The organism is Lichenifustis flavocetrariae, from assembly GCF_026130545.1.
Classification (GTDB): domain Bacteria; phylum Pseudomonadota; class Alphaproteobacteria; order Rhizobiales; family Beijerinckiaceae; genus Lichenihabitans; species Lichenihabitans flavocetrariae.
This window is the reverse complement of record NZ_JAMOIM010000017.1, coordinates 119,370-134,995: the sequence shown is the minus strand read 5'-3', so window position 1 is coordinate 134,995 and position 15,626 is coordinate 119,370. Positions and strand designations below refer to the sequence as shown.

Here is a 15,626-nt window from a genome sequence, read left to right as displayed (position 1 = left end):
TCGGTCGACGTGGCGCGATCCTTCAAGCGTCTTGCGGTTGGCTTGCAACGAATAACCAAGCGTTTTCAGCAGTGTGCCGACGACGTCGTGGCCGACCTGATGCCCCATGACACACAGCGCCGAGGCCAGGTTCCGCAAGCTTTTCGAGGTCCATTTCAGCGGCGACATGGGATCGCCACAGGTCGCAGGATCGACAAGCTCTTTGAGGTCGCCCAGAAGTGTCGGGTCCGTCTCGGTCAAGGGCTTGCGCCCGGCGCCTTTGCGTCGGATGCCCCGAAGCGCCGAGTCCGGCGCCTGGCCGCGCAGTTCCCGCAATCCATAACCGATCGTGCTGCGCGCGATCCCCGTCGCCTCCGACACAGCCGCGATCCCGCCCCACCCGGCCGTCAGCGCCTCAGCCGCCGCAAAGCGCCGACGGCCCCGCTCATCCAGAACAGGGCTGACGGCCTCGTAACGGCGCTTGATGGCGGCAACATCGATCACAGCCCCCATCTACAAAGTAAAGACGCAGCAGGGAATCCCTCAAAAATCCTCGTCGCGAATCAAAAATTTATCGACGCTTCCTTAGCTCGCTGCGAGCGTGATCCTCGGCTCCCCTCGTGGCTTTGTCGCAAGGGGGCGAGTCGAGACCGGATATGACGTTCGTCTGAGCCAAGTCGGTTAGGCAGCAACCCTTAGACCGGGCAGGTTGTTCAGGAAGAGACGCAGATCCGAGGTAGAAAGTGGCCGGCTGAGGAGAAAGCCTTGAGCCTGATCGCAGCCTTCCTGTTGGAGATGGGCCAATTGTTCAGCAGTTTCGACTCCCTCGCCGACCGTCACAATGGCAAGATGGGCACCGAGTTTCACAATGACGCTAATGATTGCTTCGCAGTGACGGTTCATTCCGATCTGGCGAACGAATGAACGATCGATCTTGATCTTGTCGAACGAAAAATTGCTGAGATACGCCAGCGACGAATAGCCGGTGCCGAAGTCATCCATCGCGATCTTGACTCCGAGACCCCGGAGCGCGTGCAACGTCGCGAGGTTTGCGTCGGAATTCATCAAGAGGACCGACTCGGTGATCTCGATTTCGAGACGGTTTGGGTCGAGGCCGCTTGCAGCCAGTGCGGACAGCACAGTGGCCACCAGATGGGAACTCCGAAATTGCGCCGGTGAGACGTTCACCGCCACCGTGAGGGGGCTGGGCCAGCGGCTTGCCTCTTCGCAAGCTCGACGAAGAACCCATTCGCCAATCGGTGCGATCAAACCGGTTTCTTCCGCTAGGGAGATAAATTCCCCAGGCTGAACATACCCGTGTTCCGGATGTTTCCAGCGCAGCAGAGCCTCGCAGCCGCAGACCCGTTGATCTCTGATGGTGATCAACGGCTGGTAATGGAGTTCGAAGTCTCCGCGTTCGAGCGCCTTGCGTAGGTCACGCTCAAGCTCGCGGCGTTTTTGGAGCCGCGCATTCATCTCAGGCTCGAAGAATCGGTAGTTGGACTTGCCCTCATCTTTGGCGCGGTAGAGGGCGAGATCGGCGTGGCGCAGGAGCGTTTCCGGGTCATCGCCATCCTCCGGCGCGATGGCAACGCCGACGCTGGCCCCGATTCTGATCTCCTGGTCCATGATCGTGAACGGACGGGTCAACTCGCTCACCAAGCGTTCGGCCAGCTTGCTCGCTTCTTCGGCGGAGGTCGGGGCGACCTGAAGAATGGCAAACTCATCACCGCCCAGGCGAGCCACGAGATCCTCCCTGCGGAGACAATCCGAGATCCGGCGGCCGACGAGTTGAAGAAGTTCGTCTCCGCCCGAATGCCCGAGCGTGTCGTTGACGGCTTTGAAATCGTCAAGATCGAGCCCGAGGACGGCGGCGCTCGCTCGGGACCGGCGCACCTGCGCCAAAGCTGCTTCGAGCTGGGCGGCGAATAGTGTTCGATTTGGTAAGTCTGTCAGCGCATCATGATGCGCCATATGGGCGATCTTCTTTTCGATGCGCCGACGTTCGGTGATGTCCTCGGCGATTCCCAGAAGATAGCGCACGTGTCCTTCACCGTCAGGAAGTGCGAGTTTTTTCACGTTCAGAACACGTGTCTCCCGACCCGGAAAAGCATAGGGTTTTTCTTCAATGACCGCGCCGAAATGGTCGAGTTGAAGCGCTCGCCGGTCGTGATCGCGGATGTCGACCCCCGTACCGTCTGAAAAGAAGTATTCAGTTGGCTTCCCGATCGCTTCCGAGCGGGTCACCCCGAGCATGTCCTCTCCAGCCTTGTTCACCAGGAGGAGGTTGCGTGTTTCGGCATCCTTGACGAAAAGTGCCGAAGGAATGTTCTCAATGACAGTATCCAAGAAAACCTGAGCGCGTCGAAGATCGGCTTCTGCCTTTTGACTGCTCGTGACATCGACGAAAGCCACCAGCGCCGCGGAGCGCTTGCGGAATACAAATCGCCGAGCATAGGGCCGAACGTGGATCTCGGATCCGTCCGACGTAAGGTGCCGCCAGCTTCGCTCACCTTCGTAAGTGCGAGCCGGATCTGCCGCGACGTCCCTGAAGGCAGCATGCTCGTCAGGGTGAAGCAGCGCATAATGAGACATACCTAAGAATTGCTCGCGCAAATGCCCGTAGTGCGCGACGGCGGCCACATTGACATCGAGAAATTGCATGCTTTCAGCGTCGACCAAGCACATGGGAACCGGGTTCGCTTCAAACATGAGGCGAAATCCGGCCTCTCGGGCTTTCAGTTCCGTGACGTCAGTCAGGGTCAGGAAGATCAGATCATCGAGGAGCGACGCGCGAGCGGCCAAGCAAGACTCGTTGCTGCCGACGGCGATCTCCAACTCGAAGTTACGAGGTGCGCGATCATTCAGGACCTCGCGCAGCGCCCGTTGTACCCCGTCTTGTCGAAGCTCGTTCGGCATGGCACTCCACCGACACCAAAGCAGCATCGACGCCTCGATACCCAGCAAGGCACTCGCGCCGGGATTGACCGAGACGACTTCAAAATCAGAGACTCGCCCGTCGATGTCGCGGATTGGCGCGAGCATCAGAAAGCCATCCCGTGTGGACTGATAGACTTGGTCGGTGACGCCGTAGCTTGCTGTCGGCTCGCTCACGTAAAACAGAACGAGACAGGTAAACCAACGGGAGCCGAGAGGCATTGCCAGCAGATCCCGTGTCTCGATCCGCTCACCGTGCAGGCCGGTGGCGGTCCGATGAATCGGTTTTCTCGCCGCAATGGCCATTTGGGAGACTTCGCCGACGGTTCGCCAGCCGTCGTTGCGTGGTTGAGTATTCCCGGATTGGGGGCCGTAAAGCCATTGATCGAACAGCGGCGACCCCTGGAGAACACGGATTTCGCTGCCATCCATCTCAAGGAGAGCCGTGCGCTCGGCGTGAAGACCGATGCTTCCGATTCCCACGCTTTCAAAGATCGGGAGGTCCGCCGATCCCGTGACGCTGGTTTCCCACCGTCTGCACCAAAAGTCGATTCCGTCCCGCAATCCGGACGAATATTCGACTTCAATGCCGTTTCTGACCATCAATCGCGGGTCCGTAAATCCCTGTTGCCGCCATATGACGTCCCAATCGATAACGCCAAACGAACGGAACCGTCATCGAACCTTCACGAGCAGGGTCGTCAGCCTCAGCTGGGCGCGACTTCTTACAACTTACGAAGCGCCGCCTGTTCGATCCTATGGCTCGATCCTTTGGTGAGGATGAGGCTCGCGCGAGGGCGCGTCGGGCGGATGTGATCGATGAGGTTGCGCAGGTTGATGGTGCGCCAAATGTTGAGTGCGATCTCCACCGCTTGCTCGTCCGTCAGGTCGGCATATTTGCGGAAGTAGGAGCGAGGGTCTCGGAAAGCCGTTTCCCTTAGCCGCATGAACCGGTCCACGTACCAGCGTTCGAGGAGCGCCTGGTCGGCATCGAGGTAGATGGAGAAATCGAAAAAGTCCGACACGAACGGAATGTCGCGACCGACCCGATTGGGCAGGAGAACGTTCAGGCCTTCGACGATGAGGATGTCAGGCCGGTCCACCGTAACATATTCATCGGGCACGATGTCATAGACGAGATGGCTGTAGACCGGTGCCTTGACGTTGCGCATGCCAGCTTTCACGTCAGACAGGAAGCGCAACAGCGCGGGCGCATCGAAGCTTTCCGGGAACCCTTTTCGGTTCATGATCCCTTTGGCTTCGAGGACCCGGTTGGGATGCAGGAAGCCGTCCGTCGTCACCAAATCGACTTTGGGGGTGTTGGGCCAGCGTGACAGGAGTGCCTTCATGACCCGGGCCGTCGTCGACTTACCCACCGCAACAGAGCCCGCGACACCGATCAGGTAGGGCATCTTGCCTTCCACCTCGGCGCCAAGGAAGCGCTGCGTCGCTTTGAAGAGCCCCTGGGCGGCTGCGACATAAAGCGAGAGAAGGCGTGAGAGAGGCAGGTAGATCGCAATGACCTCGTCGAGCAAGATCGGGTCATTGGTCGCACGCAAACGTGCGACGTCTTCCGCCGTCAACGTCAGCGGCGTATCGGCCCGGAGCGTCGCCCATTCTTCGCTTGAAAAGACGCGATAGGGCGAGGCCACAGGCGTCGGCGTCTTGAACCGCTTGTTCATGGCAACCCCTGCCGCCGGCACCTACGCAGATGGAGGCCGCGACGCCTTCTCTTCGAGACCAGACTGCTGGGTACGCCGACCCAACTCTTGCACGACTTGATCGAGATGAATACCGCCGGCCTGCAGCAGCACGAGAAGATGGTAGATAACGTCGGCCGCTTCAGCGACGATCTCCGCCTTCTTGCCGCCGACCGCGGCGATGACGAGCTCCACCGATTCCTCACCGAACTTTTTCGCGATGCGGGGCGTGCCGGCGTCGAGCAGGGTCCGGGTGTAGGAGCGATCGACCGGCGAGAGCGCCCGCGTTTCGATCAGTTTGATGAGATCATCGAGCGAAAACGGGGCGGTCACGGGTCGAGCCTCATGGGGAGCCCGGCATGGGCCATATGCGCCTTGGCCTCGCGAATGGTGAACTCGCCGAAGTGAAAGATCGAGGCCGCCAGCACGGCCGTCGCATGGCCCTCCCGGATGCCGGCGACGAGGTGATCGAGGGTACCGACCCCACCTGAGGCGATCACCGGCACCGGGACACTATCGGCGACCGCGCGCGTCAGGGCGAGATCGAAACCCGCCTTGGTGCCGTCGCGATCCATGGAGGTCAACAGCAACTCGCCCGCGCCGCGATCGACCACATCTCGGGCATAGGCCAGCGCATCGAGCCCGGTCGGGCGGCGGCCGCCGTGGGTGAAGATTTCCCATCGGGGTGCTTCGTCGTCCGTCGACACCCGCTTGGCATCGATGGCAACGACGATGCACTGGCTGCCGAACTTCTCAGACGCCTCGCGCACGAAGTCGCGGTTGGTGACGGCGGCACTCATGATCGACACCTTGTCGGCGCCCGCCAGAAGGAGTTGGCGGATGTCTGCGACGCTTCGAACGCCGCCGCCGACAGTGAGTGGCATGAAGCACCGCGCCGCCGTTCGTCGGACCACATCGAGAAGAATGCCCCGGTCCTCGTGGCTTGCCGTGATGTCGAGGAAGCAGAGTTCGTCCGCCCCAGCCGCGTCATAGGCGAGCGCGCATTCGACCGGATCGCCAGCATCGCGCAGATCCACGAAATTGACGCCTTTGACAACACGGCCGTCCTTGACGTCGAGGCACGGGATGACGCGAAATTTAAGCACGCGGGCCCTCACTATGGGCGGCGATCATGGCCAGAGCTTCAGCCGGATCGAGGCGACCGTCATAGAGCGCCCGGCCCGTGATGACGCCTGCGATCCGGGCACAATCCGGTTGGCAAAGCCGCTCGACATCGGCGATGGAGGCGAGGCCGCCTGAGGCGATCACCGGGATCGTGATGGCTTCGGCAAGTGCGATCGTTCCTTCGATGTTCAAGCCCTTCATCAGGCCGTCACGGGCGATGTCGGTGTAGATGATCGCCTCGACCCCGGCATCCTCGAACCGCCGGCCGAGTTCGGAGGCGCTGATCGACGACGACCGCGCCCAGCCTTCAACCGCCACGAAACCATCGCGGGCGTCGACCCCGACTGCGATCTGACCCGGAAACAACCTCGCGGCCTCTCTGACAAGGGCAGGGTCTCTGACGGCCGCCGTACCGATGATGACGCGGTTCACGCCACGGCGCAGCCAGTGCTCCACGGTCCGCAATTCACGCACGCCGCCGCCAAGTTGCACGGGCATGCGCACCCTGTTGAGGATGGCCTCAACGGCAGCGGCGTTGACCGGCTGACCCACGAAGGCGCCGTCGAGATCGACGACGTGGAGGTGAGTGAACCCCTGCTGTTCGAAAGCCGCGGCCTGGGCGGCCGGGTCGGTGTTGAACACGGTCGCGCGGTCCATGTCGCCCTGCACGAGGCGGACGCATTCGCCGCTCTTGAGGTCGATGGCTGGAAATAGGATCATGGCGCCCACCGGAGAAAATTGGCGATCAGCGCCAGCCCGAGCGTTTGGCTTTTCTCGGGATGAAACTGCGTGCCCGCCACGTTCCCGCGCGCGACGAAAGCCGTAAGCGGGCCGCCATAGTCGGCTGTTGCCACCACATCGGCATTGTCGGTGGCGTAGAGCTGGAAGGAGTGAACGAAATACGCGTGCAGCCCCTTGGCGCCTGTCGGTATGCCGTCGAGGAGCGGATGGGGTCGCGCCTGATCGATCGTGTTCCATCCCATATGCGGGATTTTAAGATGCGGATCAGCCGGTTCGAGTGCGGCGACCTGACCGGGAACCCACCCGAGTCCCGTCGTCTCTCTGTATTCAAGGCCACGCGTGGCAAGCAATTGCATGCCCACGCAGATCCCGAGGAATGGTTTGCCGCCGTCTTGCACGGCCTCGGTCAGAGCGGGCAGTAGCCCTGGAACGGCTCGTAGGCCCGCCATGCAATCCGCGAAGGCCCCGACGCCAGGCAACACGATACGCTCGGCCGCCCGAACCCGGTCGGGGTCCGCCGTCACCTCGATCTGTGGTGCGCTGTCGAGCTCCTGCGCGGCGCGCTCAAAGGCTTTGAGGGCCGAATTGAGATTGCCGGAGCCATAGTCGATGATCGCGACGGTCACGCGCCGCTCCCGTCCGGAAACATGCCGATCACGCTCGGTGTGCCGGCGGCCGAGGCCCAGCGCTCCACCGGACGGGGCGGCGTGTGGGGCCGAGAGAACTGCCGCCCGAACAGCAACGCTTCCGCGTCGCTCAAGCCCGGGGCGGAGACGATGTCCTTGAGAGTGTAGTGTCGCCGCGCGAGTCCCCAACGGCGGAGATCGGGTCCCTCCAGGCCAAGATAGACATGCATGAGAAACGAGATGGCTATCACAGACACCGAGGGGAGATGGAGGACGATGGCCCCGACCACCAAGGCCGCTGTCACCACAATCCAAATCGTCGCCGCAACCCATAGACGATGCCAGAGAAGGTACGCGAAACCAAACACGAAGGCGCTTCCGCTAAAGCCATCGCGAATGAGGATGGTGTGATCGGCCTGCGTCACGGGGTCGGATGTGTCGTCGGGCACGTGAACTGTGTAGATGGTCATAGTCGACCTCTCAGCCCGCAAGCGAGCCCTTTGTTGAGGGAATGCGGTCGGCTTGTCGCTCATCGATCGCGACGGCCACGCGCAAGGCGCGTGCCAGGCCTTTGAAACACGACTCGGCGATGTGATGGTTGTTGTCGCCATAGAGTGTCTCGACATGCAAGGTCACGTGGGCCTGCATGGCAAAGGCCTGGAAGAATTCACGTACGAGTTCCGTGTCGAAAGCGCCGATCTTCGGTCTGTCGAAGGTGGTTCGAAACACCAGGAATGGACGCCCGGAGAAATCCAACGCCACGCGAGTCAGGGTCTCGTCCATGGGGAGATGCACGTCCGCATAGCGGGTGATGCCGCGCTTATCGCCAAGCGCCTCGCGAACTGCCTGCCCGAGCGCAAGGCCTGTATCCTCGACGGTGTGATGCATATCGATATGCAGATCACCCTTGGCCCGAACGGTGAGGTCGAACAGGGCGTGGCGGGCGATCTGATCGAGCATATGATCGAAGAAGCCGACGCCGGTTTCGATCTCGGCCGCGCCGGACCCGTCGAGGTCGACCGCAACGTCGATATTTGTTTCTCGTGTCTCGCGTTTGACTCGCGCCTGTCGCATTCCGGTCTCTCCACGGGCGTGGTTCTAGCAAGTGGGCCGGCACTTGGCCACTCGACGAAGAGGTGGAACTCGACCATGACGCATTGATCGGGAGCCCTTCGACAACGCGGCACCCTTGACCTCAAGCCTGCAGCAGAAAATAAGGCGTCAGCGGGGCACGCACTCAAGCCTCCGCAAGGAGGATACGATGTCTGCCGACGCCGATCAGACCGACTTCCAGGCCCGACTGACGGCGGTGGCCGATGCCGTGGAGGTTACGCTCGATCGTCTTCTCGCGCCGGACACTTTGCCGAACGAGGTAACAAGGCCGCCTCGCCTGCTCGAGGCGATGCGGTACTCGACGCTCGGCGGCGGCAAACGCTTGCGGCCTTTTCTGCTGGTCGAAACCGCGCGGCTGTTTGGCGTCGAGGGCGTCGGCCCGTTGCGAGCCGGTGCCGCGCTCGAAATGATCCACTGCTATTCGCTGGTGCACGACGATCTGCCGGCGATGGATGACGACGATCTGCGGCGTGGTCGTCCCACGGCCCATAAGGCCTTCGACGAGGCAACCGCCATTCTGTCCGGCGATGCGCTGCTGACCTATGCGTTCGATGTGACGGCCGGTGAGCAGACCCATCCGGATCCGGGGGTGCGTGCCGCCCTTGTGCTGGCGCTCGCCCGCGCCTCTGGTCTTGGTGGCATGGCGGGCGGCCAGGCGCTCGATCTCGAAGCGGAGAGACGCACCGAGCCGCATACGGCAGCCTTCGTGCTGCAGATGCAGTCCATGAAGACGGGTGCCTTGCTGCTCTACGCGGTCGAAGCCGGGGCGATCCTGGGCGGTGCATCGCCGTCGCAGCGGGAAGCGCTGATGCATTACGGGATGGCCCTCGGCGCGGCATTCCAGGTCGCCGACGACATTCTCGATGCAGAGAGCGACACGGAAACGCTTGGCAAGGCCGCAGGCAAGGATGCCGGCCGCAACAAGGCGACACTGGTGGCGGCACTCGGGCTCGATGCCGCGAAAGCGCGCCGCGATCTCCTCGCTCGCGAAGCCGCCGAAGCCCTTACGGCCACGGGTCTCGGGGCACGCACCGCGATCCTGGCGGAAGCGGCACGCTTTACGGTCGACCGGAAGAGCTGACGCGTGTCGGTCGGTGTGGCTCACGCGAGCCATCGCTTAAAGGCTCATTGTTCGCGGTTGTCGGCACAGGCAATTCCAGCTCGGAAGCCGTGAATGTGACCTACCGCGATCAACGAGACTTGTCCGCCCCGCAATAACCGAGTGCAAAATGGTGGGCGCGACAGGGATTGAACCTGTGACCCCTCCCGTGTGAAGGGAGTGCTCTCCCGCTGAGCTACGCGCCCGCACCATGGCGGTGAGAAGCGATTAGAGCAAAGGCTTGGTCGACGTCAAGCTTCAAACAGCCTTGCCCTATGCTGCCAGGAGGCTCTTCACGGCGGCGTCGAGTTCGTCGAAATGGGAGATCACCCGGTCGGGACCGAGTTCGGCCACCGGCTTGTCGGTGTAGCCGAAATCGACCGCCACCACCGGGATCATGGCGTTCTTGGCCGCCGCAATGTCGGTGATTGAATCGCCGATCATCACGGACCTCTCGACAGTTCCGCCAGCGCGCGCGATCACGGCCGGCAGGGTGCGTGCGTCCGGCTTGTAGAAGCCGAACGTGTCCTGCCCGCAGATCGCACGAAAGCGCGAATCTACCCCCAGGGCTTGGAGGAGTTTGATGGACGCGCGTTCCATCTTGTTCGTGCAAACCGCAAAGGCAAACCCGTCTCGCTCCAGCCTTTCGAGCGCATCGATGACGCCCGGGAAAAGAGCCGATCGCGCCGCGATATGGCTTTCGTAGTCGTGCAGGAAATCGGCGAAGAGTTCCTCCAGCCGCGTGCCCTCGATGTTGCGTCCGGAAACCGCATACCCACGCCGGATCAGCGCACGGCCGCCGGCACCAAGGAGCGTCCGGGCCTGTTCGACTGGTAGCGGCGGGATGCCGTCCCGTTCGAGAACGAAGTTCAGGGCCGCCATCAGGTCGCCAGCCGTATCGGCGAGCGTACCGTCGAGGTCGAAGATCACGAGGGGAGGGGAGGTCGACATATCAGATTCCATGAGGCCTATGCGATATGCCACGGCGCCGACGAACTGACACGTCAATTTGAAAGCGGGCCAAGATTGCGGAATGATCCGGCCTGATTCGCGGGGTATGTCGAATGTGGTGCGTGCATTTGCGGGCGTTGGGGACGGCGATTCTCCTCCTCGGAGGAACTTCTGCGGTTCACGCCGCGAGCTATGAATTCCTGGCTGCGCCGGAGGTTGACCTCAACCGCGTCTATCGGGTCGATAAGGCGACGGGTGAGATGTCGGCTTGTCAGTATGGTCTTGCCACTGACGCCTCAAAAGACGCCAAGGCGTCTATCGGCACCACGCTCTGCTATCCGCCCGGCGAAGGTGGGGGGCCGCAAGCGCAAAGCGAATATGGTCTGGTCGCCTCTCGCCACGAGAAGGAGGGTGGCGTCTTTCGGGTGGATCTACGGAGTGGATCTATGTCGATCTGCTACGTGCTCAACGATGCTGTGGTGTGCACGCCGCCGGCCAAGTGAGGCCGCGAACCGGAGACGCGCGAAAACCCTCCGGTGGGGCGCTAACCGGAGGGCTCGCTCTTGGCCAGCCGCTTGAAGAGGCGGCCGCAAGTCTTTAATTCAATACCGGGTTGGCATACCGCTGTTAGTTGCAGACCCTAACGGGGCGGTATCCGGCAAAATTTCCATAGGCGTCGTAAACCGGGGTTCTGCCACGATAGCAGGGGCTATAAGCCGGGGCAGGGCCATAGCCATATCCATAAGGCGCATAGCCGTAGGGATGGGTCGCGCTGCCCACGATGGCTCCCAAGGCGAGCCCACCGATGGCACCGGCAGCCAGCGGTCCGCCCCAGCCACCACGGTACCACGCGGCCGCAGGGCTCGATGTCGCCACGGTACAGGTGGCGAGGGAGACGGCAACCAGACCCGTTGCGACGAATTTTTTCAATGTGGACATGACTTTGCCCCGTATGACCGAGTTGCAACGAATGCCGCTTGGCTCGTCGCTCTTAGGCCTGAACATAGGCAAGCACAGCTGAATGCGCGATGAAGGGGCGGGATGGCATTTGTTCATCCATCGCGAGGGGTTCGTAAGCATCATGCCTCACGAATTGCCTTTTGATGCAGGAGGCGATACCGGAGGCTTGCAGAGACCTGAACGGTGATTAGACCGCGCGAGACATGCCTTCATGCCAGAAGCCACGCAGGACGAGTTGAAAAGCCGCGTGGCCGTACGCGCGCTCGATTTCGTCCAGGAGGGAATGCGGCTCGGTCTTGGCACGGGGACGACGGCCAAGCTCTTCGTTGCTCATCTTGCCGAACGGGTTCGCGGCGGCTTGAACGTCGTGGGCGTGCCCACCTCCGAGGCGACGCGAGCTCAAGCGGAAGCGGCCGGGATCCCGCTTACAACGCTCGATGACACGCCTGAGCTGGACCTTGTGGTTGACGGCGCCGATGAGTTCGATCCCGAATTGCGCCTCATCAAGGGGGGAGGAGGAGCGTTGCTGCGCGAAAAGATCGTAGCGGCAGCCTCTCGTCGGATGGTGGTGATCACCGATGTGTCCAAAAGGGTCGAGGTTTTGGGGCGGTTTCCTCTGCCGGTGGAAGTCAACAGGTTCGGGCTCGGCGCCACGACCAGGCAGGTTGAGGCGGCGTTCCAGCGCCTGGGGCTGGCGGGAGCCGTCTCGCTGCGCCTCGACAAAACGCTTTCCGATCCCTTCGTCACCGACGGTGGGCACCATATTCTCGATTGCCGTCTTGGGGCGATCCCGGAGCCGGAACGATTGGCCGAGGCGCTCGTCAATATTCCCGGCGTGGTCGAGCATGGCTTGTTCATCGGCCTCGCCACGACCGTGATCATGGCCGACGCCAGCCAGACTTATGTGATCGGTCGACAAAATTCGTAGAAGGTTAGGAATCATCTTGATGAGTCACGTTATTGCTTCTGTTGCTGGCCGCTGTCTTGCGGCTGCGACCATCGTCCTGACCTTGACGGCGGCGCAAGCCCAGACTCAACCCACGCCTGCCCCTGCACCGACCGTCCCAAATGCCAGCCAGCCAGAGCCGTCCGCGGCTCAACTGGCCGCGGCCCGCTCGCTCGTGCTCGCGTCCGGCATGTCTCGCTCGTTCGAACCGATGGTGCCGCAACTGGCTGATCAGATTGTTCCGATGCTGACGCGGACGCGGCCAGAGCTGAAAGCCAATTTGACAGCCGTCGTGGCCAAGCTGCAACCGGAATTCCTGAAGAAGGGCGACGAGATGATCGACATGGCGGCGCGCATCTATGCCCGCCATATGAGCGAGACGGAGCTTGAGCAGGCCGCGGCCTTCTTTAATTCTCCTGTCGGCAAGAAATACGTCGAGGTACAGCCGGCGATGCTCGACGAGGTCGTGGTCGCGATGCAGACTTGGACGCAGACGTTGTCGACTTACATGATGACCCGCGTTCACGATGAGATGAAGGCCAAGGGTCAGGATTTCTAAGCCTCGTTCCTATCGGACTTGTCGGGAGACGCTTCTAGGACATGAACCCGAATGGCTGAGCACGACGTGGATTTCTTCGTCATCGGAGGAGGTTCGGGTGGCGTCCGGGCGGCGCGGATCGCCGCCGGCCATGGTGCGCGCGTCGCGCTCGCCGAGAACTACCGGCTGGGTGGGACCTGTGTGGTGCGCGGATGTGTGCCGAAGAAGCTCTATGCCTATGCGAGCCGGTTCGCCGACGACTTCGCGGACGCCGCAGGGTTTGGATGGAGCGTGCCTCAGGCGACATTCTCGTGGCCGACGCTGGTGGCCGCCAAGGAAAGGGAAGTCTCCCGGCTGTCGGACATCTACCACACCAATCTTGTGAAATCGGGGGTCGAGATCCACGCCTGCCGCGCCTCGGTGGTAGGGCCGAACCTTGTACGGCTCAGCACCGGAGGCCAGGTCACCGCCAAGCACATCCTGATCGCCACCGGCTCGCGGCCCGAGCAGCATCCCGAGATCCCTGGAATCGATCGCTCGATCAGCTCGAACGAAATCTTCGATCTCCCGGTTTTCCCAAAACGGCTTCTGGCGATCGGCAGCGGATATATCGCGCTTGAGTTCGCTTCCGTCTTCGCCCGGCTGGGGTCGGCCGTGACCGTGGTGTTTCGGAGTGACGAGATCCTGCGCGGCTTCGATGGCGACATGCGTGATGGCCTGACGGGCGCGCTGAAGGAAGCCGGCGTGGTTCTGCGGCCTCGAACCCTGCCGACCCGGATCGAACCCGTGGCGGACGGGCTACGCGTGCATCTCGACGACGGCACGGCCGTCGATGTCGATCAGGTGCTGGCCGCGACCGGTCGGGCACCCGCTTCGCGCGGCCTCGGCCTGGAAGAGGTCGGCGTGAAGCTTGACCGCTTTGGCGCCATCGAGGTCGATCGTTTCTCGACCTCCACCGTACCGTCGATCCATGCGGTTGGAGACGTGACGAACCGGGTAAATCTCACACCGGTCGCCATTCGCGAAGGTCATCTCCTTGCTGATATGCTCTTTGGCGGCCGCGACCGGGCAATGAACCACGACAATGTCGCCTCGGCGGTTTTTACCACCCCGGAGATCGGCACCGTGGGCCTTACCGAAGAGGAGGCACGCGTCCGTTTCGACCTTGTGGACGTGTATAAAACCTCGTTTCGGCCCATGAAGGCCGTTCTGTCCGGGCGGGCCGAGAGGACCGTGATGAAGATCGTGGTCGATGGGGTGACCGACCGCGTGCTCGGAGTCCATATTTTGGGACACGACGCGGGCGAAATGATCCAGCTCGTCGGCATCGCCATGCACGTGGGTGCCACGAAGACGCAGTTCGACGAGACGATCGCGGTTCATCCAACCGCGGCCGAAGAACTCGTGACGATGCGAACCCGAACTGCGCGCTATGCGAAAGGTGCTGGGCCGGGGGTCTGAGCGGCGGCTACCCGAGCCTGGCCCGGGCCGTCAGGCGAAGCGGCTGGGCTGCCAGTGTGAGGCGTTCGCGGGCCAGGAGCCGCCACGCGATGAAGCCGACGAGCGCCGTGTGGATGATGGCATTCTGCACGAACAAGGCTGACGGGCCATACCACGACATCGCGGCCGACGCTGTCGCTGGCCCGATGATCGCGCCGACGCAATACAAGAATAGCATCGTGGACGATACTTCGACGCCGTTCTCCGGGCCGGCGCGGTCGTTCACATGGCTGATCGCCACCGTGTAGAGCACCATGGTCGAGGCGCCGACGGACAGGCCGAGACAAGACAGCAGCATCATCGAACCGTGGCTGGTCATCGCCAGCATCGACTCGGCCAGAACGCCGATCGCCGCGAAAACTGTCAGAACGATGCGCCGGTCGTGCCCATCGGACAGGCGCGCAACCGGGTAGACCGCGGCGGCCGTGCCCAGGATCGTCGCCGTCATGAACGTCGCAACCTTGGCGGAGGAAAGCCCAAGTCCCAATCCGTACACTGGTGCCAGCGAGTAGAAGCTGCCATTGGCGGCCCCAATGCACAGCGCCGCGACTGTGCCGATCGGGGACAGTCGCGCCATCCAGCGCAATTGCAGCGAGACGGAGCGGGAGACGCGTGGGGCCGCTCCCTTGGAGAGGGCCAGCGGAACGACGGCCGCCGCGAGACACAGCGCGGCAAGCCCGAACAGGAGTTCCGCCTGGGGCTTGGTGAAGGCGATCATCTCCTGGCCAGCGGCGCTGCCCGCGAAAGTGACGATCTGATAGAGGGCATAGACCCGACCGCGATTGGAATTGTCTGATCGCGCATTGAGCCATGCTTCGATGACGGCGTAGAGTCCCGCGAACGCAAAGCCGAGCAGCGCCCGCAATGCGATCCAAACCACGGCATTCGGCAGGACTGGAAACACGAGGGCGGACAGGACTGTCAGGCCCGCGAAAATCCCAAACGCGGTTTTGGCGCCGGTTTTTCGAATGATGGCGGCCGACACGAATGTGCCGACCAGCATGCCTACGAAATAGGCCGAGCCGATGAGGCCGATCGCCATTTCCGGAAAACCGTCGAGCTTGGTTCTGAGGGGCACAAGCGTGTTGAGCAGGCCGTTCCCGGTGATCAGAACGAAAACGGAGAGGAGGAGAGCGGCGATAGACGAGGCGGTAGGCATGGTCGGCGGAACTCGAAGGCGCGGAAGCAGAGGGAGCGTAAGCTCAAGCTGCGCCGCAGCGGCGTAGCTTGCTTTTCCGCTCCAAATCAGGGCGAAAGCATGGATATGGGCGCATGACATTGCTGAATTGTTACGCTGTGGCTAACAAGTCATGGCGCCCCATGGCATGAAGAGGCGGCTGGTGTATAAGGCCGGCATCGGATCGGGCCTTTAGGGCCTCGGTAGCGCTATTTGGAGGCGCTGCGCGCATCC

Annotated in this window: 17 protein-coding genes and 1 tRNA gene; 5 read left to right on the top strand and 13 right to left on the bottom strand. The window is 62.3% G+C overall.

Features of this window, described 5'->3' with window-relative positions:
- The 9 genes from M8523_RS22365 to hisB form a co-directional block, all read right to left on the bottom strand.
- Window positions 1-483 (bottom strand): ISAzo13-like element transposase-related protein (locus M8523_RS22365; RefSeq protein WP_428351048.1); only part of this gene is annotated, 483 nt, incomplete at its 3' end.
- A gap of 177 nt (window positions 484-660) precedes the next feature.
- Window positions 661-3,348: a sensor domain-containing protein gene (locus M8523_RS22360; RefSeq protein ID WP_282587120.1), complete on the bottom strand. Its 2,688-nt coding sequence runs from the start codon at window positions 3,346-3,348 to the stop codon at window positions 661-663.
- Window positions 3,349-3,641: 293 nt separating this feature from the next.
- Window positions 3,642-4,598, bottom strand: a complete 957-nt coding sequence (gene coaA / locus M8523_RS22355; protein WP_282587119.1) for a type I pantothenate kinase — start codon at window positions 4,596-4,598, stop codon at window positions 3,642-3,644.
- A gap of 21 nt (window positions 4,599-4,619) precedes the next feature.
- Window positions 4,620-4,949 (bottom strand): phosphoribosyl-ATP diphosphatase, encoded by a 330-nt coding sequence (locus M8523_RS22350; RefSeq protein ID WP_282587118.1) that lies wholly within the window; start codon window positions 4,947-4,949, stop codon window positions 4,620-4,622.
- The gene (hisF, locus tag M8523_RS22345; protein ID WP_282587117.1) at window positions 4,946-5,722 is read right to left on the bottom strand and encodes an imidazole glycerol phosphate synthase subunit HisF; all 777 of its coding nucleotides are present in this window, start codon (window positions 5,720-5,722) and stop codon (window positions 4,946-4,948) included. The genes M8523_RS22350 and hisF overlap by 4 nt, the downstream gene beginning before the upstream one ends.
- Window positions 5,715-6,461, bottom strand: coding sequence for a 1-(5-phosphoribosyl)-5-[(5-phosphoribosylamino)methylideneamino]imidazole-4-carboxamide isomerase (gene hisA, locus M8523_RS22340; protein WP_282587116.1), 747 nt, complete (start codon window positions 6,459-6,461; stop codon window positions 5,715-5,717). Before hisA ends, hisF begins: the two co-directional genes overlap by 8 nt.
- Window positions 6,458-7,108, bottom strand: a complete 651-nt coding sequence (gene hisH / locus M8523_RS22335) for an imidazole glycerol phosphate synthase subunit HisH (protein ID WP_282587115.1) — start codon at window positions 7,106-7,108, stop codon at window positions 6,458-6,460. Before hisH ends, hisA begins: the two co-directional genes overlap by 4 nt.
- A complete protein-coding gene (locus tag M8523_RS22330) occupies window positions 7,105-7,578 on the bottom strand; it encodes a DUF2628 domain-containing protein (protein ID WP_282587114.1) in 474 nt (157 codons plus the stop codon). The genes hisH and M8523_RS22330 overlap by 4 nt, the downstream gene beginning before the upstream one ends.
- Before the next feature lie 10 nt (window positions 7,579-7,588).
- Complete coding sequence (gene hisB / locus M8523_RS22325) at window positions 7,589-8,182, bottom strand: imidazoleglycerol-phosphate dehydratase HisB (RefSeq protein ID WP_282587113.1); 594 nt, start codon at window positions 8,180-8,182, stop codon at window positions 7,589-7,591.
- Window positions 8,183-8,369: 187 nt separating this feature from the next.
- On the opposite strand from hisB, the gene M8523_RS22320 reads away from it, so the two are divergent.
- On the top strand, window positions 8,370-9,302 hold the full coding sequence (locus tag M8523_RS22320) for a polyprenyl synthetase family protein (protein ID WP_282587112.1): 933 nt from the start codon (window positions 8,370-8,372) through the stop codon (window positions 9,300-9,302).
- A 149-nt stretch (window positions 9,303-9,451) separates the two neighbouring features.
- Here the strand turns inward: M8523_RS22320 and M8523_RS22315 are convergent.
- Window positions 9,452-9,526, bottom strand: a tRNA-Val gene (locus tag M8523_RS22315).
- Between the two features lie 67 nt (window positions 9,527-9,593).
- Window positions 9,594-10,271 (bottom strand): HAD-IA family hydrolase, encoded by a 678-nt coding sequence (locus M8523_RS22310; protein WP_282587111.1) that lies wholly within the window; start codon window positions 10,269-10,271, stop codon window positions 9,594-9,596.
- Window positions 10,272-10,393: 122 nt separating this feature from the next.
- On the opposite strand from M8523_RS22310, the gene M8523_RS22305 reads away from it, so the two are divergent.
- On the top strand, window positions 10,394-10,774 hold the full coding sequence (locus M8523_RS22305) for a hypothetical protein (RefSeq protein ID WP_282587110.1): 381 nt from the start codon (window positions 10,394-10,396) through the stop codon (window positions 10,772-10,774).
- Between the two features lie 124 nt (window positions 10,775-10,898).
- On the opposite strand, the gene M8523_RS22300 is transcribed toward M8523_RS22305, so the two are convergent.
- A complete protein-coding gene (locus tag M8523_RS22300) occupies window positions 10,899-11,210 on the bottom strand; it encodes a hypothetical protein (RefSeq protein WP_282587109.1) in 312 nt (103 codons plus the stop codon).
- A gap of 232 nt (window positions 11,211-11,442) precedes the next feature.
- Here M8523_RS22300 and rpiA point away from each other — a divergent pair, with 232 nt between their 5' ends.
- From rpiA to gor, 3 genes are read left to right on the top strand one after another with little or no spacing between them, the layout of a single operon-like run.
- Window positions 11,443-12,159: a ribose-5-phosphate isomerase RpiA gene (gene rpiA / locus M8523_RS22295; RefSeq protein ID WP_282587108.1), complete on the top strand. Its 717-nt coding sequence runs from the start codon at window positions 11,443-11,445 to the stop codon at window positions 12,157-12,159.
- A gap of 19 nt (window positions 12,160-12,178) precedes the next feature.
- Window positions 12,179-12,736, top strand: a complete 558-nt coding sequence (locus M8523_RS22290; protein WP_282587107.1) for a DUF2059 domain-containing protein — start codon at window positions 12,179-12,181, stop codon at window positions 12,734-12,736.
- Window positions 12,737-12,787: 51 nt separating this feature from the next.
- Complete coding sequence (gene gor / locus M8523_RS22285; protein WP_282587106.1) at window positions 12,788-14,176, top strand: glutathione-disulfide reductase; 1,389 nt, start codon at window positions 12,788-12,790, stop codon at window positions 14,174-14,176.
- Between the two features lie 7 nt (window positions 14,177-14,183).
- Here the strand turns inward: gor and M8523_RS22280 are convergent, their stop codons facing one another.
- The gene (locus M8523_RS22280; RefSeq protein WP_282587105.1) at window positions 14,184-15,374 is read right to left on the bottom strand and encodes an MFS transporter; all 1,191 of its coding nucleotides are present in this window, start codon (window positions 15,372-15,374) and stop codon (window positions 14,184-14,186) included.
- Between the last annotated feature and the right edge of the window lie 252 nt (window positions 15,375-15,626).